Source organism: Paenibacillus farraposensis, from assembly GCF_020736845.1.
Taxonomy (GTDB): Bacteria; Bacillota; Bacilli; order Paenibacillales; family Paenibacillaceae; genus Paenibacillus; species Paenibacillus farraposensis.
In genome coordinates this window covers 421,903-439,291 of record NZ_JAFFQR010000112.1, presented here as the reverse complement: position 1 = coordinate 439,291, position 17,389 = coordinate 421,903, and the positions used below count along the sequence as shown (strand labels likewise).

Below are 17,389 nucleotides of genomic sequence, written 5' to 3'. Positions count from 1 at the left end.
CAGATTACATTTCATGGTGAAATGTAATCATCTCTAGTAGAAATTAAGATGATGTAATGCCAAACAGTTATTGGAGCAAAACATTAGGTTATGCTGTCAATGGACGGGATAGATGTTCTTTTCTATCCCTTTTTTGCTGCCTGTTTTGATGTACATCAGGAACACCTTAACTGGAAGGTATATGACTTTATTCCAAAAGACGGTATAGTTTATTTAACTATGCATCAAATGCCGAGTTACGTTGAAAGGGTGGTTTATTCATGGAGATCACACTGACGATCAGGGCGGAATTAGAACAATATCTACAACAAAAAGGCTTGAGCATGACCGAGTTTGGACACATCACTGATTTGAATGTAGGTACGGTTAGCAGTATTGTTACTGGAAATCGTATTTTATCGGTTAACCAATTGGATCGCATTACTGCCGGGATGGGATTACCGCCAGACTATTTTTATGAACGTTTTATTGAAGAGTGTATCATAGAAGAACCGCTAAACTGGCGAAGAATTAGCCCTTTTTTGTACCGATGCGTGGAGCTTGACCGGCTCGATTGCTTGCAACGGATTGTATTTCTGTTGCTGGCTAATCCAATCTATTCTTCGGTACTCTTTGAAGCAGCCGAAAATATTTACAGAGAGGGCCACAATGAAGCAGCGGTGTTCCTTTATGAGAATGTTGCCGAGAGTGAAAGGAAGCAGCATTCAGAGCGATTGGCAGTATGCCAGTATCGATTGTTTACGATTCGTCTTGGAGAGGATCAAGAGAAAAACTATGAAGCAGCTGTGCAATTCGAGCCTTATGTTGAACGGTTGGATGAGATCGATCAATTAGAGGCATTAAAAGACTTGGCGAATACATACCGTTCGCTACGAAAATGGGACAAATTAGAGATGGTCGCCAAAACTCTGGGAGACAAGGCTAAAATTCAATACAAACTGGAACAACAGCGGCATCATATGGAAGAAGATAATTCGAAGAAACCCAAATTTCCTTTGTTTGCATATTGGGCATTCTCACATTTACTTCGTGCAGAAGTTTGTGAAGGGAGAAAAGATTATGAGCAAGCACTTCAGCACACTTATGCTTACGCCGATTTAAGCTGGGTAACGGATACAGATGAGGAAACTTTGAAATGGAAAAGTAAGTATGAGGACTGGGCAGTAGTAAATACGTATGTAAATAAGCTGATCTTTTGCGTAAGGGCAGGTTTTCAAACGGCTTCACATTTTTGTTTAGTTGTTTGGAAAGGTCTGCTGAAGTTAATAATAAAATACAAGCCATTAGATGTATGAGGTTGTTTACGTATTTTAAAGAACATGCATCTGCGGATATGAGGGCCGTCTACGGGAATCTGATTAAAGTGGTTAACGAAGATGAAGAGTAAGTTGAGGATTAGATGGAATTTTCCATCTAGTCTTTTTTTATTGCCTGTTTTGCAGTACATAAAGACCTTCCTAAATGTTACAGATATAGACTGACGTTCACAAATTCATTCTATTAAAATCTTATAAATGACTGAATTTTGGAACCCATTTTGAGTTTCAACTTTTCAGATAGTTTGTAACCTTGAATTTTTACAAGATAGTTGAATACTTCATTCTCCTTTATAGTTATTGTTCCAAATTTGTTTGGCAGGCGTATTATTTCAGAGCAGGAAACGACATTGCAACCCTTGATCAAACATCAATCGAGTTCGTGTTACCATCTGATATTGCCAAGTATAACTCTATAGTTGGTAGTTTTCATAAAACTTACTAAACTATCTACTAACTTACCCATTAAAACAACAATTTTATCATACCATCTAGTTGCCCCCCCCCCCGTGTTAAACGGTGACTGAATTTTTGTTTTATCACATAGATACAAATATATCGAAATAATAAGAGAGGTATGCTTATATAAGTAATTGACCATTGTATAATTATATCGTATTATTGGGTATAAATGTAACTAAGGAGGAAGTTATGTTTGATAAGTCGATTTTAGAATCTATAAACAATGTAGATTCCCTGGCCGACATGCTGAGAGCAGCGTATTCTATCGAAGAATGGGATACCATGATTCATGTTGCAGATAGACTATATTCATCAATACAAAAACTATATGAAGAAGGCCAGCTTAGACAAGCAAAAGGACAGTCAAACATCAAAACTAACCTAAAACGAACCATTGCTTACTACTTCGGTTTTTCTATGACAGCCAAGGGTATTGCATTACAGAAGATGGGCGATTATGCGGCAGCTAGAAATTGTATCAAAAGATATGCAGAATTAGGCTGGATATACGGATTAGACAAAAAAGGACAAGAAGAAGTCGCTTACTACAAGATGCTTGCACGAGCAAATACATACGTCCTTGACTTACTGGAAGGAAAGACGGACACACTCTCTGAATACGTACAGTTTATACATCAAAGTGAAGTCGAAGAATTATTACCGGGGATAATTACGATACTAGAATCAGCATTAGTTCATAACTATAACATTGATTGGGTCCTGGAAGAATTCAAATCTGATTTGGATGCATTAGATGGGGAATACGAAACAGATGTTAACAAACGATATTATATAGACCACCTTTACTATATGGCTTTATACTTTTTCAAAAATGGAAACATTCATCATGCATTAAATATAACCATAAAAGGATTGCGAATGAGCGATAAATTAAGAGATAATACAGGATTTAAAAAACTCAATGCATTATTTATTTCTTTTAGGATTCATGCTACCAAAGAGCAACAAGAAAAGTATGATGGATTGAACAAAAATATTTTGGGGAGGGTACTTAAAGATGAAAAAGGTATTCTGTACGCTGGCGGTAGCATTGTTTCTGCTCGGTAGTTTGGGTGGAGCTAACTTGGGTGGTATAGTCACTCTTAGTGGGTCAGGTGGTATCCATCCCAACAATCACGGAATGAACCATTAAGTTGCTAACTTGAAGCTCTTCCATTGGTAGAGGGTTTTTAAAGAAACGTGTGGTAAATATGTGTTCTTCTCTAGCAACAAGAACACATTGATAAAGATAGCTGAATTTGGGTGAACACAAAGAGAAGTGCCATGATAAAATTTGTTTGAAGTCTGACAAGGAAACTAGGGCCTGTACGCAAACCAATTTTGATCCATAAACGAATGGAAAGCAGCACCAAAAAAGCCGTGAACATGTTTGCTGTTTTTTCATAGCGGGTGGCCAGGCGCCGATAGTTTTTTACTTTGTTGAAAAAGCATTCAATTAAGTGTCGCTCTTTATACGTCTCCGAATCTAGCGAACGCTTTACCCGCCGATTGCGTTTGCATGGGATCACCGGAGTAATAGCTCGGCTTTGTAAAAGCTCCACATAGCATTGGTATCGTAAGCGCGATCCGCTAACACTTCGCCCGGGCAGAAGTCCAATTCACGAAGAAGTCGATAGCCGGTGATCGAATCGTGGTCTTGTCCCGGCATCAATTCGAAACGCAGTGGGTAGCCGAGCGCGTCCACCACCCGCATGAATTTTGTTGGTTAATCCTCCCCGTGAGCGTCCGATGGATTGCCGCTCCTGCCCCCTTTTGCGCCCGCTCCATGTTGATGGACGCGGACGATAGTGGCATCGACCATGACTTGCTCCCCATCCGGTTCAAGGGCGACATGCTTCAGAACGTCATCCCCAATGCCTGCTTTTTGCATCCGCCAGAAAAAACTGTAGGCGGAAGACCATGGACCATAGTGACTCGGCAAATCGCGCCAGGTTGCTCCGGTTCGAGCCCCCCAAAGCACAGCATTCAGCATCTGACGCCGATCCTTAGGCGGACGTCCTCCTTGTTTTTTCCGGGCTGGGGGCAACAGCGGTTCAAGTATATTCCATTCTTCATCCGTTAACTCGTATCTTCGTCTCCTGTTCCTTATTCTACCAGATTCTTACGAGTTGTACAGTTTGCGTGCAGGCCCTAAGACACCGGGAAGAATTTTCTCGTTTTTTTCAAATAACTTCTCTAACTGAATGGCCATGAACTCAGACGAGTGCGGCATGCCTTGCTCCACCCACCATTCGATCATTCCGATGAAAGCGGAGGTCATAAATTGAGCACTCAGCTCGTTGGAGATCTCCGTCTTCGTTCCCAGATTCCGATCCAACTTGTTTTTCATATTAACAGAAATGACTTTTGTCAAATGCTTTCGAAATACAGCTGCCTTATGCGTAGCAAACATAGCCGTAAAAAAGGCTATGTTTGCTTTTAAATATTCGAAAAGCGGGGTTAACTCGTCACGCATCCGCGCGCCACTGTCTGGATTGCAAAAGCCAATCATGTTTTGGATATGTTCCGCTATCAAATGATCGAGCAAGTCGTATTTGTCGCTGTAATGCAAATATACGGTGCCTCGGTTCACGTTCGCCAAGTCTGCGATATCATTGATCGTGATGCTTTCTATATTCTTCGTATAGAAAAGTGTTAAGAAAGCCTGGTGAATTGCCTTTTTTGTTTTTATTACTCTTCGATCTACTTTTACCTTGTCCACCATCTTCGATGCCCTCCCCAAGATAATCGACACTTTGGATTAGATGTCGTTTATACGATAATACCTATGAGATTAACCATTGAATTCTACCCTCTGCCCCATATAATAATGAATATACGATAATTAATCAACACATGTTGATTAATTATCAAGTTGATTATTATTGAATAAATTGATATAGAAGGGTGAGTGTACATGAAAAATCTTCAATCGAAGGTAATCATCATTACGGGAGCTTCGAGCGGAATTGGAGAAGCAACGGTGAAGCTGCTGGCGACATCCGGAGCCAAGGTTGTATTGGCGGCTCGGAGAGAGGATAAGCTGCGGCTTTTGACGGATGAAATCAGAGGTGCAGGCGGGGAGGCCGTTTTTCAAAAAGCCGACGTGACCTCACGTGAGGATATGCGGAATCTCGCTCAATTGGCTATGGAAACCTATGGGCGAATTGACGTATTGGTGAACAATGCCGGCATTATGCCGAATTCTCGTCTGAACGAATTGAAGGTCGATGAGTGGGACCGCATGATCGACGTTAACGTCAAAGGCGTGCTCTATGCCATCGCCGCCGTCTTGCCCATCATGAAGGCCCAGAAATCGGGACATGTTATAAATGTTTCTTCCATATCCGGCCATATCATCGTCCCCACCACAGCCGTATATAGCGCTACGAAGTTTGCGGTAAGAGCAATTTCGGAAGGATTGCGGCAGGAGGAATCCCCCGAGTTCGGCATCCGCTCCACCAATATTTCCCCCGGTGTCGTGAAGACCGAATTGCTGAATAGCGTCACCAGTCCCGAAGTCATCGGTATGTCCGATTGGATTCGCAGCCTTAGCATTTCTCCGGACCGAATCGCTCATGCGATTGCGTACGCGATCAACGAGCCGGACGACACTTCAATCAACGAAATGATTATCCGTCCGACGATTCAGTCTTCGTAAGCATAGATACATCTACATCCGATTCGAATTGCATCACTTCATCCCTAAGGAGGACATTTAAGATGAGTAAGGTATGGTTTATTACAGGAAGTTCCAAGGGCTTCGGAAGACATTTTGTTGAACAGTTGATCGAAAAAGGGGATAAGGTGGTCGCCACGGCGCGAAACCCGCAAGCGCTGGCTGATTTGAAAAGCAAAGCTCCCGAACAAGTGCATCTGGTCGCTCTGGATGTGACGGACAAAGCGCAAGTTGAACAAGCGATGAAGGAAGCGGTTGAAGCGTTCGGCACGATTGATATCGTCGTGAACAATGCTGGCTACGCGCTAAGTGCCATGCTGGAGGAAGCATCGGACGAGCAAATACGGCATCAATTCGAAGTCAATGTGTTCGGCTTGCTCCATGTGGTTCGCGCTACGCTCCCCATATTCCGGCGTCAACGCTCCGGTCACTATATCAACATGTCGTCCTTCCTTGGAACGATGGGCGTACCGATGGTCGGATACTACTCGGCGACGAAGTTCGCGGTCGAAGGCATCTCTGAGACCATGTCCCGCGAGCTTCAGCCGTTCGGAATCAAAACTACCGCCGTCGAACCAAGCCAATTCGCTACGGACTTCACCGGCAGTTTGATGGTACTCGCCGACAGAATGCCCGAATACGACATTGTATACGAATCGATGGAAAAAAGCGAAATGGTTTGGACGCCCGGAGATCCTGCCAAAGGGGTTAAGGCGATCATTGCGATGTCGGAGAGTTCCGAGCCTCCCGTTCACTTCCCAATAGGTGCCGACGCGACCTACGGCACCCGGCAAAACTTCCAAGGCAGAATCGACGAAGCAGTAGCCTGGGAAGCGCTGGCGCTGGATACCGCCATTGACGGGGCGTAAGTATATGTTGTCTGCCATCCAATACGAAGGAAACCTATTCGTAGGTTTCCTTCGTTCCATATGCAGGTGGGTAGTACAGAAGAACCGATAGGGGTGGCCTTCTGCCTCAAAAAGATATCGTTCATATAGTAGTTATTGCGAACAAGGTTACTTCTGCAACTCTTAGCTTTTCAACAATCACCCGGAAGCGCGTTAAATAAACGGCTTCCAGGTGATGATTTATTGTATTTTATCCAATTTAAAAGTAGATTTGAGCGCCTCTTCCAGGGATACCTGGCCTGTAACAATTTCAGTTCCTTTGCGCTTGAAATCGATCCAGCCTGAATTAAATCCGTCAAGCATTTCAAGCCGTCCCTGTACATTCGCTGCGATGCCCCCCTGACCAATAAAAATCTCAGCCCATTCGGATCGGGGAACAACCTCTATCTCTACCCGACGATCAAGCAGTTTGGTCAACACAGAGGCAATATCATTCGGAGAATAAGGTTGCGGTCCTTGCAATTCCAGATAACGAATTCCCTCCCACACCTGCTGAAGCGTCGCCGCGGCGATTGCTCCGATATCATTTGTCGAAATCATCGGAATCAGACGATTGAGCGGAGTAAGGAACGATTGGATTCGTCCCTGCTCACGCGCTGGACCAATATCCCAAGCAGCGTTTTCCATAAACCAGGCGGCGCGCAAAAATGCCGATGGAATCGCTACACGTTTAAGCTGTTCCTCTAATATATGAAGCGAATGAATAATGCCTGTTCCTTCTGTATGTTGAGCTCCAATGGATGACAAAGCAACAAAGCGCGATGGCTGCGCGGCAGACAAAGCCAGACGTATTGCCTCAACATATGCGCATGTATCTGAAAATTCCTCGTCGGGATAAAAACTGGGCGGAATCATTACGAATACCGCTTCTGCGTCGGCAAATGCCGTTTGGAGCGCTGCTGTATCGCGATAGTCTGCAATGGCAATCTTCGCTCCCAAGTTGATCCATTCTTGTGCCTTTCGTTCGTCTCGCAAGACCACTTTAACCGGTAACTCTTCTTTTAGCAGGTGCCTTGCAGTCGCTCCGCCAACTTGTCCTGTTACACCCATAACCGTATACATGTCATCTAACCTCCTCAATTAATCTGGATACATTTTATCATATCGAGTTTCATGTTTCAAATAATATATTTTGTAACTTGAAATCGGCTCAAGAGGGCATTAAATAAGAGGCCACAAGATGCTACTCTGGATAGCACCTTAAGGCCTCTTCTAAAAGGGACTTCGCAAGTTATCGAATTTTAATTTTCAGATTATTTTCTGTTCGTCATCAGCGGTTAGCAGACAGGCCACGTAACAGCATATGCCATATAGCCTCGAATCTGCTATCGGCTTCCGGTTCCTCCCACTCTGAAACAAAGGCGGCGTGATGAAAACGAGTAGTGGCCAGGAACACCCCCAAGGCTGCTTGTCTAGGATTGTCGCAAATGAATATGCCCGCTGCCTTTCCGTCTTCTATCAGTATTTGCAGTTGCTCTAGTAAGTGCTCAATATGGATTTCAAGCGCACCTGGTGTATCCGCGACTAGTCTCGCATACATGGCGAATAATTCCGGATCCTGACGTGCGCGTTCACGCTTAAACATTCGCAATGCACTTAACCAATGATATAACCGAGTTTCTGGCGAGCCCGCTTCCTTCATCGACTGAGCTAACGGCTCAAAAACACCGTTCATCCATCGCTCCACCACGGCTTGTTGCAGCATGGCTTTATTCTCAAAGTACCGATAAATCGCAGCGTGGCTGACACCGATAGCGCGGGCGATGTCCGACATATTAGCCTTCGCAAAACCGAACTTTCGCAATACGCTTTCGGCCGTGTCCAGAATCCGTTCTTTGGTCAACGTTTCTTCGGCCATCCCGGCTCCCCCTTTCTTTCGGTCATTCTAACATGGATTATTATAATTTTACAACTTACGAAAATTGTAATCAGATACTCACATTGCAATAGACATAATCGTATTCATTGAAGGCCCTTACATACACGTCAGCTGACTCCTCCTCTATATTTACGATATCGTATTGATTATCAGATTGGCACAAGGCGACCAAAGCTCCCGTGATATAAGTATAAAGAAAATTCACAATCTCTTCTTTGGACAGTTCACCATTGAGCATGGACCTGGCTTGCCCTTCATCTACGATACTATACAGCAATTGTGGTTTCAGACAATCAGCCAGGATTAGGGGAATCCGTTGGTGTTATTGATGACAAGTTAATAATATGCGCAAGTTTTGTCAGTTCTGCCTCCGCGCCTGCTCTCTTGCTCATCACTCCATCTGCTGATTGCTCATCGATCGGGAAGCCATCTAAATGGTGGTGGGTAGCGAACATATGCTCAAAAAGTATAATTGAAAATATTGGATTGTCCTTCCTCTTTTTTTGGTGTTTATAGTACTTCTTTAAATTTATTTGCCTCAGGAATCCAGAAAGTTTGTATTTGTTGCTCTCTCTTATCTTGGGCTTCATATTATACTTGGCAATATATAGAGAAAAATAACAAAGCAAAGAGAAGTCAGTAAGAGAACAATCGAAAACCTTATTGGTAGGGGACAGTCCCTTAAGTCATGGACAATGGCTGGGGGATTTCTTTTTTTATGCGTCCGAGTCCTAAAATCGTCACGCTTGACGGGAAAGAAGCGTGTGTTTATCATTAGAATGATCGTTCAATCTAGCTGCTTTGCAAAGAATTGCGTTGGGAGGGATATCTGTGTTCGAGGGCTACAACAAAGTGCAGCAGGCCGTGCTGGAAACGACTCTCGGCATCTTGATCGAGAAGGATCTGCAAGCGACGTCGATGGCACTCATCGCCAAGCAGTCAGGCGTCTCGACGGGCAATATCTATCATTATTTCGGTAGTAAGGAAGCCATCATCAACGAGCTATACAAGGCGATCGTCAGGTTCAACGGCGAGTTCGTGTTGAAAGGCTTTTACGATACGAATGACTTTCGGCAGCGGTTCGAGCGGGTTTGGGACAATTACGTCCGGTTGAGCCTGGAGTATTCGCAGGGCTTCCGGTTCCTCGAGCAGTATTCCTTCTCTCCGTACATTTATCCCGAGTCGAAGGAAGAGGCTTACGCAGGCGGTTGGTGCGGCCCGATGAACAAGCTGTACGCAGAGGCGATCGACCGAGGGCTGTTCGTCAAGGAAAATCCGGCCGCCTTGGTGCAGATGCACACCGGTTCGTTCGTCTATTTAATCAAGGGACATCTGCAAGGCCGTTTCCAATTGACGGAGGAGATGGCTTGGACGGCGATCCGCGCCTGTTGGAACTCGATTTGCAGCGAAAAAACGGCAACCCCCGATCCGTCATAAGGAGTTGCCATTCTCCAGATTCTGGACATCATTCCCCAGGAAATTCGGTATTTGACAAATAGATAACGGGCTCTTAATATTAGAATGAACATTCGATCTAACGAACTTTTTATTATAGAATGAATGTTCATTCTATAAATTGGAGGGCTTAAGATGAGCAAAACGGTATTTATTACGGGAACCAGTTCGGGATTGGGCAAGCTAACGGCGATTCGATTCGCTCAAATGGGTTGGAACGTTGCGGCAACCATGCGTACGCCGGAGAAAGAAACAGAGCTGACGTCTTACGACAACATTAAAATTTTCAAGCTGGATGTTACCAAAGTGGATCAAATTCAGACGGCCGTAGAGCAAGCCATAGCAGCCTTCGGGAAAATCGACGTCGTCATCAATAATGCCGGAATAGGCACATACGGCCCGTTGGAGCTGGCCACAGAAGACGCGATCGATTGGCAGTTTGCCGTCAATACGCGGGGACCGATTAATATCATTCGCAAATTTCTACCGCATTACCGAGTTAACGGCGGGGGGATGTTTATTAATATCAGCTCGTTCATGGGGATCACGACGGCGGTTCCGCTCGGATCGCTCTACAACATGTCCAAGTTCGCTCTGGAGGGATTGACGGAAGGTCTTTATTACGAACTGCGCCCGTTCAATATTGAGCTCAGATTGATTGAGCAAGGCGGATCTTCAGGAAATCATTTCATGAAAAATATTATCTGGGGCAAAGATGAGAACATTAAAGACTACGACGATATGATGATGAAGCTGCAGCAGTTCATGGAATCCGCGGAAACCAGCGGCTCTCTGGATGACCCCCAAACGATCGTGGATGCCATTGTCGCCCAGGCGACGGGGGAGAGCAAGGAATTCCGCACCGTGGTCGGCGCGGCCGGCAATCAACTGGTGGCCCTTAGAAACTCCATGCCAATCGAAGAATATTTGGAGACAATGGCTAAAAATCTTGATCTGGATCAAGAAGAGTTCATTCGATAAAATGTGGTATCCTCCAACTCAAAAGGACCGCCAGGGTAAACTTTCCTGACGGTTTTTCTTTTAACATACTAGGGCCTGTCTTCAAACCTAGGTCATCCAAACCTCGAAACCAAAGTCAAAAAAGCCTTAAAAGTGCAGGCTAATTTTTCAAACCGTGTGATAATTCGGCGATATGTTTTATATTATTAAAGAAGCATTCCACTCCCTGGCGTTCTTTATAGAGCCACAGTCACAATAGACGCTGAATACTGCGATTTTTTATAGGCGATTATTGGATTAGCATGTTGATCTTGAAGAAGATTCAAGATTGCGTTGATATCAACGCCTGATCTGCCAAAACGTTTGTTCCTGTAAGTTCCATCGATTTCAGCATCACATAGCCTGTAACACAATCATGGCTTTGTCCGCCCGTGATTCAAACCGCAAAGGGTTACCCAGTGCATTAACAATGGCTTGAATCTTGGTCGTTAATCCGTCTCGGGAGCGTCTAATCGCCTGAAATTGCTGTCCCCTTTTGCCCCGGCTCCATGCTGATGAACGCGAACTACGGTCGCATCGATCATCACATTTTCGAAGTCGGGTTCAATTGAAACATGTCCAAGAATCTTATCCCGCACGCCCGACATTTGCCAGCGGCGAAACCGAGTATATACGCTTTCCATGAATCATAATACTCCGGCAGATCGCGCCAAGGTGCGCCGATTCTAGCGATCCAAAGCATCGCGTTCAGCATCGTCCGGTTGTATTTTGCTGGTCGACCGCCTTGCTTTTTTCGCTCAGCAGGCAGCACGCCACCATGGTATGAAGTTCATTCACTAGGCAACATACTTGACTATGCAGTCAAAAACTTATATAATTCCCGTATGACAAGACCAAGAGAATTTGATATAGATCAGGTATTGTTTCAGATAATGGAAGTGTTTTGGTCCAAAGGCTTTAGATCCACTTCTTTCGAAGACCTCACGAAAAAGACGAAAGTAAAAAAGCAAAGTCTATATGGGGTATTCGAGGATAAGCGTACTCTATTTCTAAAAGCTTTGGTTCTGTATCGTAACCATAATCTTCAGAACCTTCAAGAAATTATGGCTCGAGCTGATTCGCCTGCAGGTAAGATTGAAGCTATTCTACATGCTTCATTATGTGCGGATAGCGAAGATGCCCGGAGGGGCTGTCTTATGGTGAATACCGCTTTGGAATTTGGAGTAAGCGATCTTGAAGTAACAAAACAGGTCGAAGGAATGCATAACGATGTTCAGCTTGCATTGGAGGAGGTAATTGAGGAAGGACAAGCTGCTGAACAATTTACCACCAAGTTCACTTCGACGGAACTCGCTCTGCACCTGTCTAACGCTCTGCAGGGTGTTAGAGTGTTGCAAAAGTCAGGTGCTGATCATCAACAAACAGAAGCCGTCTTAAGAACGGCATTCGGATTAATTATGCAGTAATTTATGCAATAATTTTTTTGCCCCATTTTTGACTTCACAGTCAAATAAAATGAAAAAGGAGAATTTACAATGACATCGAGAAACCGGACTTTGCTATCCAGTTATCACCTTGGGCATTTGACTTTGAAAAACCGGGTCGTTCTTGCCGCGATGACGCGAGCTTCCGCTGATCCGGATGGCCGACCTACTGAGAGAATGGTACGTTATTACGCGAGCTTCGCAGCAGGGGACTTCGCTATGCTCATTACGGAATCGACCTATATGGATAACAAGTTGAGCAAAGGGTCCTTGGATATGCCTGGCATAACGAATGAATCTCATATTCAAGGCTGGAAACGGGTGATTGACGCGGTTCATGCCAAAGGCGCCAAAATGATTATTCAATTGGCACATGTGGGCGCGTTATCGCAGTGGTACAAAGACGAAGACGTAACGGTTGCTCCTTCGTCTTATAAACCGGAGGGAGAAAGGGTTCCGGCTTACGGTCCGGGAGGAGAATTCCCAGTTTCAACCGCCCTTAAGGTGGAGGAAATTAAGGAGCTTGTACAAAATTTCGCGAGAGCCGCCGCCAACGCCAAAAAGGCTGGTGCCGACGGCATTGAATTGCATGTCGGAAAGGGTTTCCTTCATGATCAGTTCTTAACGGAATATACCAATAATCGCGAGGATGAATACGGCGGGTCATTGGAGAATCGTCTGCGGTTTATCGTTGAAACGGTACAAGCCATCCGCGCGAGCACAGGCGATAACTTTATCGTTGGTGTTGAGATATCGCAATATAAAATGAACAACTTCGGTTTCAAATGGCCGAACGGAGAGGCCGATGCGAAGATTATCTTTGAGAGCATAGCTCATTCGGGCGCCGATTATATTCATGTGACGGACTATGTGGCCAAAGCGCCTGCTTTTGGCGAGAGTGGTCCAACGCTCGCCGCGTTGGCTAAAAAATACGGAAGGATTCCTGTTATCGTTAATGGAAGCATTATGGAACCGGAAGACGCCGAGCAGGTTCTCAACGAAGGCGGCGATTTGATCTCGATCGCAAGAATGGCACTGGCTAATCACGACTGGCCAATCAAGGTTCGGGAAGGCCTCCCGCTGAATCCATTTGCGGGGGATGTGTTGGCAGATGGTCCAACCATTAAAGACTCCGAAATGTTAAGTGTAGACGAAATTTGACTCTGAGTAACAAATCCGTAAAATGACATTTTATAGAGGTGGATTATCGTGGATTTAGCCTTGAAAGGAAAAAAGGCACTGATCACAGGTTCGACGCAGGGACTCGGTAAAGCTGTCGCAAAGGTATTGGTTCGAGAAGGTGCGACGGTGTATATTAATGGTCGAGATGAGAAAAGAGTACGTTCAGCTATTGAAGAAATTCAGCAACAGTATCCATCTGCTGTTGTCAAGTCGGCGGCCGCGGATTTAGGCAATGAATCGGGATGCGGGGAGCTCCTGGCCAACCTTCCTGAAGTAGATATACTAATTAATAACATGGGGATTTTTGAAGCGAGGCCCCTTCTGGATATTTCGGATGAGGAATGGTTTAGATTTATTGAAGTGAACGTCATGAGCGGGATTCGTTTATCCCGCCATTACATTCAATCAATGCTGGAACGCAATGATGGACGCATTATTTTTGTAAGTAGCGGGGCTGCGCTTCTGCCATCGCTTGAAATGCCTCAATACAGCGTGACCAAAACGATGCAGTTGAGTGTCTCACGAAATCTTACCGAGTTGACAAGAGGAACGAATGTAACGGTTAATACGGTGCTTCCCGGCTTAATGTTAACCGAACTCGTTGAAAGTATGATGCTTTCAGCCTATGGAAACGAGATTGGTCTGGACGAAGCGGGGGAAAGATTCATGAAAGATAATGGACATACTTCACTGCTGCAGCGTCCTATACAAACAGCAGAAATCGCTGAATTTATTGCCTTCCTAAGCAGCAAGCTATCGTCCGCTATTAATGGTTCAGCGATGCGAGTCGACGGCGGCGGTATTAAAAATATATTTTAATACTCGACCGAATGGAGTGATCAAACACATAATGGCGGCGCAGGAACAGGATCCTGACGCCGTCATTCTCATATTGCATGTATGTGATTTTCTCAAGCGAGTCGATTGTCCGATCACATCCTGGTGATCCGAGGAACTGCTGCAAAGCATGCTAAAATTGAAAAGCGCTGCAGTGTATTCCCCATGCGTGTCTTCAAATCACAAATTGGTTCATATCGTTCCAGATGGTTACCGCTGTCCTCATTGGAAGTCAGTGTATACTCGTTTCCGGCGCTGGTAAAAAGCCGGAATCTGGGATCAGATTCTTAAGCACATTTCGCAGGAGCCGGATGAAGAAAGTGTGATGATTGATACCACCATTATACGAGTCCACCAGCATTGATCGGGCGCAAAAGGGGGGCAGCCAAGGAAGCGATCGGACGTTCCCGAGCGGACTCAGCACCAAGATTCATGGCGTAGTCGATGCCTTGGGAAATCCTTGGATCTTTACAAAGAACGGCATTGGGTTGAATTCTTTTATAACAAAGGTAAAACACTACCGTCGCCCCTGGCGACTCGCTATGATAAAATTGGCGTGTACATTCTAGGCCTTTTTGACGCTGGCTTCCATCATGATCTGGCTTGCTTGAGTTTGAAGACACGCCCTAGGAAATGTAGGCATTAATAGGAAAGTCTATATTAGTGATCCTAGAGCCATTATTATAGTTGAAATGTATGATAAGTTTCCTGCTATTTTCAAAGGTGAAAGTTGGACCAGAGGGTTAGGTAGAATTTTCCGTCTAGTCTTTTTTATTGCTTGTTTTGCAGTACATAAAGAACTTCTTAAATGTTACAGATATAGACGAATGTCCATACCCCCCCGGCAAATACTGCATAAAATATCCCGGATGAACAAAGAGGAGGTGCATGTGAAACCATGGTACACATGGAACCCATACAAGTGGGTGAGCATACATTTATCGGAGTTGAGGTCAAACTGCCTAGAACAACGCTGTTGACGATCTCTAACTCCCGTGGTTACATCATGTGTGGTGCGTCTAAGATGTACCGAATTTAGGTTTGTAAAATTTTCCGCTGTTTAAGCCGTAAAGTCAAACGGGACAAGCTTTCATAGCAATTTTCAATTTACTGATCTGTACTGATTTATTCTATTAAAATCTTATAAATGACTGAATTTTGTGACCGCATTTGTGACCTTTTGAAGGGGGACAAGCATGTGACTGTGCATTTTACTCCTGTGAGGTCAGATCAAATGGTTATTTGAGTTGATGCAAGGTATGGAGGTTGTATAAATAGATTTTCGAAGATGATGGATTCATAAACTTAAATGCTGGCCTTAAAACGAACGTGAGAGCATCTCAGGAGTATGTTGATTATGAAGTGTATGTTATTCTAAGAATAAATGAACGAGACATAGGCTAATATTTTGATTAGAACAATTATCTCAAATAAAAGGAGAAGTTGAATAAGTGGAGGAATTATATAACTTGATTCATCCAAAGTATGATGATTACTTACGCCTTGATCAAGAATTAAGAATACCTTTAAGAAAAGATAATCAATTATCTATAACCGAATCGAAGATCCCGTTTTTAGAAGGTTATGATATCTCTACATGGTCTACAACTTTTTTTGATAAAGTGGCACAGGCAGAATTTAGTCTGATTAATTTATTGTATATATTTGAGCAAGGAATTAATGATGATGAGTGGCTTGTCAAGGGAAAGGGAACTGTTCGCCTACTTCCTCATTTCGAACAGAAGGATTACTTTCTCAAATTTTATTTTGATTATTATGTTGATAATTTCTTCTATAAAGTTTCTTCTGCTTTAGATGTATTATCTCATATTAGTAATAGATTATATAATTGGAACATGTATAAGCCATCTTTTAAAAAATGTTGGGATCAAAAGGAAACAGAAAGTACTGTAAAATTATCAAATGAACAGCTTTACTTTGCCCTAAGAGAAATCATAGAAAAGCCAATCTATAAAGATTTTAGACGAATTAGAAATGACTTTACGCATAATCATCCTCCTTCGTCTCCCACATCAGGTGTAATCTTTTATAAAGATAAGGAGAGGCCAGTGACTAACTTGGGGGGAGAAGAATACAGAATAACTAAATCTCTTTCTGGAGACCATATTGTGTATACTTCATCAGGTGAAATCAAAAAAATGGTACTAGAGGTTTGGGAGCTATTAATTGATATAATTGATGTGGTTAATGAACATATGAGGTAGTTTGGAAAAATGAAGTCTATTTTAGTGAGCTTTTGCAGAAAGACAATATAAAACACCAATTTTACCATCCAGTTGCCCCCATATTGACGGTGACTGGATTTTTTGTATCTACGCCGTTTCTCAAAATAGACTTTTTTGTCCAGATTGGATTGTACCTTGATATTGAGAAGCAGAAGGACATTTCGTCCATCTAAAATAATGGTGATCAAAGCGCTGGACCATTGGACCAAAATGCTGGACGATATCGAAAAACAACTTGCTAAAGCATACAAGGCTGGCTATGAACAGTCTTCAATATTCGGATTCCATGAGTGGTCGAATAATGGTGCAATGGGCTATGCGATTATGGCAATGGAACAACTAGGCTATGAGAGAGTAGAAATAAAGAGAGTGATTAAAGGGCTGTATAGGGTGTTCGATAAGACGACCATAGAACAGGCGAGGAACCACTATAATACGTCTGATTATTGACGGCACAGCCATTTCAATTCTATTGTTCAAATCATCGTTTTGAATCATTGATTGGAATAAGCACTGTAGCGTCAAAATGACAATACATTCTATCAAATCAATCATGGAGCGATAACCAATGTATAAATGTGGACGACTCATAAAGGGTAAGCTTTTCCTGCAAACTTGGGATGGTCAGTTAATCAGTCTCAAAACATTAGCTCAGGCTAACAGGTGAGATTTTACATTATGGATTGTTTACTATTTTACAGATTGTAACTAGAAAGAAGTAAAAAAATAACTCATGATCTGATCCATGTAGAATGAAGTTACCAGACACCATTCACACAAGGACAATCAGACCATGAGTTATTAACATATTAGCATCATCGAACGTTGCAAACTTCGAGCAAGTCCGCATAGCCTTTGTTTATCTTTTGGGATTACTAGGACTTAACTGTGTCCATTCTGAGGCGTCTCTATCCGTAAATGCGCGGAGCTAGCGTGCGCTTCGCAAAGGCATCCACATGTTCTACCATCCCCCTTGTCATG

The 17,389-nt window shown here is 43.7% G+C and carries 16 protein-coding genes and 2 pseudogenes; 12 read left to right on the top strand and 6 right to left on the bottom strand.

Features of this window, described 5'->3' with window-relative positions; translation table 11 throughout:
• Window positions 1-260: 260 nt before the first annotated feature.
• Both JO375_RS20605 and JO375_RS20600 read left to right on the top strand, forming a co-directional pair.
• A pseudogene (locus JO375_RS20605) lies at window positions 261-1,387 on the top strand (helix-turn-helix domain-containing protein).
• A gap of 580 nt (window positions 1,388-1,967) precedes the next feature.
• Entirely contained in the window at window positions 1,968-2,846 is an 879-nt protein-coding gene (locus JO375_RS20600; RefSeq protein ID WP_229526216.1) for a DNA-binding protein, read from the top strand.
• Window positions 2,847-3,303: 457 nt separating this feature from the next.
• Here the strand turns inward: JO375_RS20600 and JO375_RS20595 are convergent, their stop codons facing one another.
• From JO375_RS20595 to JO375_RS20585, 3 genes are read right to left on the bottom strand one after another with little or no spacing between them, the layout of a single operon-like run.
• Window positions 3,304-3,492, bottom strand: coding sequence for a hypothetical protein (locus JO375_RS20595; protein ID WP_229526215.1), 189 nt, complete (start codon window positions 3,490-3,492; stop codon window positions 3,304-3,306).
• A 12-nt stretch (window positions 3,493-3,504) separates the two neighbouring features.
• Window positions 3,505-3,888 carry an IS5 family transposase gene (locus JO375_RS20590; RefSeq protein WP_267497809.1) on the bottom strand — a complete coding sequence of 128 codons (384 nt, stop codon included), beginning with the start codon at window positions 3,886-3,888 and terminating at the stop codon, window positions 3,505-3,507.
• 12 nt (window positions 3,889-3,900) lie between these two features.
• A complete protein-coding gene (locus JO375_RS20585; RefSeq protein WP_229526213.1) occupies window positions 3,901-4,503 on the bottom strand; it encodes a TetR/AcrR family transcriptional regulator in 603 nt (200 codons plus the stop codon).
• 192 nt (window positions 4,504-4,695) lie between these two features.
• Here JO375_RS20585 and JO375_RS20580 point away from each other — a divergent pair, with 192 nt between their 5' ends.
• Entirely contained in the window at window positions 4,696-5,439 is a 744-nt protein-coding gene (locus JO375_RS20580) for an SDR family oxidoreductase (protein ID WP_229526212.1), read from the top strand.
• A gap of 62 nt (window positions 5,440-5,501) precedes the next feature.
• Window positions 5,502-6,326 (top strand): SDR family NAD(P)-dependent oxidoreductase, encoded by an 825-nt coding sequence (locus JO375_RS20575; RefSeq protein ID WP_229526211.1) that lies wholly within the window; start codon window positions 5,502-5,504, stop codon window positions 6,324-6,326.
• A gap of 219 nt (window positions 6,327-6,545) precedes the next feature.
• Here the strand turns inward: JO375_RS20575 and JO375_RS20570 are convergent, their stop codons facing one another.
• The gene (locus tag JO375_RS20570; RefSeq protein ID WP_229526210.1) at window positions 6,546-7,427 is read right to left on the bottom strand and encodes an NmrA family NAD(P)-binding protein; all 882 of its coding nucleotides are present in this window, start codon (window positions 7,425-7,427) and stop codon (window positions 6,546-6,548) included.
• A 208-nt stretch (window positions 7,428-7,635) separates the two neighbouring features.
• Window positions 7,636-8,223, bottom strand: coding sequence for a TetR family transcriptional regulator (locus JO375_RS20565; RefSeq protein WP_229526209.1), 588 nt, complete (start codon window positions 8,221-8,223; stop codon window positions 7,636-7,638).
• Window positions 8,224-9,075: 852 nt separating this feature from the next.
• On the opposite strand from JO375_RS20565, the gene JO375_RS20560 reads away from it, so the two are divergent.
• Together JO375_RS20560 and JO375_RS20555 are read left to right on the top strand one after the other, a co-directional pair.
• Window positions 9,076-9,681: a TetR/AcrR family transcriptional regulator gene (locus JO375_RS20560; RefSeq protein WP_229526208.1), complete on the top strand. Its 606-nt coding sequence runs from the start codon at window positions 9,076-9,078 to the stop codon at window positions 9,679-9,681.
• A 153-nt stretch (window positions 9,682-9,834) separates the two neighbouring features.
• Complete coding sequence (locus JO375_RS20555; protein ID WP_229526207.1) at window positions 9,835-10,680, top strand: SDR family oxidoreductase; 846 nt, start codon at window positions 9,835-9,837, stop codon at window positions 10,678-10,680.
• Between the two features lie 467 nt (window positions 10,681-11,147).
• Here the strand turns inward: JO375_RS20555 and JO375_RS20550 are convergent, their stop codons facing one another.
• The gene (locus JO375_RS20550; RefSeq protein WP_229526206.1) at window positions 11,148-11,342 is read right to left on the bottom strand and encodes a hypothetical protein; all 195 of its coding nucleotides are present in this window, start codon (window positions 11,340-11,342) and stop codon (window positions 11,148-11,150) included.
• A 201-nt stretch (window positions 11,343-11,543) separates the two neighbouring features.
• Here JO375_RS20550 and JO375_RS20545 point away from each other — a divergent pair, with 201 nt between their 5' ends.
• The 6 genes and pseudogenes from JO375_RS20545 to JO375_RS20525 all read left to right on the top strand — a co-directional run bounded on the left by JO375_RS20545 (window position 11,544) and on the right by JO375_RS20525 (window position 16,858).
• A complete protein-coding gene (locus JO375_RS20545; protein ID WP_229526205.1) occupies window positions 11,544-12,125 on the top strand; it encodes a TetR/AcrR family transcriptional regulator in 582 nt (193 codons plus the stop codon).
• A 69-nt stretch (window positions 12,126-12,194) separates the two neighbouring features.
• A complete protein-coding gene (locus tag JO375_RS20540) occupies window positions 12,195-13,304 on the top strand; it encodes an NADH:flavin oxidoreductase (RefSeq protein ID WP_229526204.1) in 1,110 nt (369 codons plus the stop codon).
• A gap of 48 nt (window positions 13,305-13,352) precedes the next feature.
• Window positions 13,353-14,144 (top strand): SDR family NAD(P)-dependent oxidoreductase, encoded by a 792-nt coding sequence (locus JO375_RS20535; protein WP_229526203.1) that lies wholly within the window; start codon window positions 13,353-13,355, stop codon window positions 14,142-14,144.
• Between the two features lie 916 nt (window positions 14,145-15,060).
• Window positions 15,061-15,180, top strand: a pseudogene (locus JO375_RS24645) (DUF1805 domain-containing protein); the annotation flags it as partial.
• Between the two features lie 433 nt (window positions 15,181-15,613).
• Window positions 15,614-16,387, top strand: a complete 774-nt coding sequence (locus JO375_RS20530) for a Cthe_2314 family HEPN domain-containing protein (RefSeq protein ID WP_229526202.1) — start codon at window positions 15,614-15,616, stop codon at window positions 16,385-16,387.
• A 198-nt stretch (window positions 16,388-16,585) separates the two neighbouring features.
• Window positions 16,586-16,858, top strand: coding sequence for a hypothetical protein (locus JO375_RS20525; protein ID WP_229526201.1), 273 nt, complete (start codon window positions 16,586-16,588; stop codon window positions 16,856-16,858).
• Window positions 16,859-17,389 lie beyond the last annotated feature (531 nt).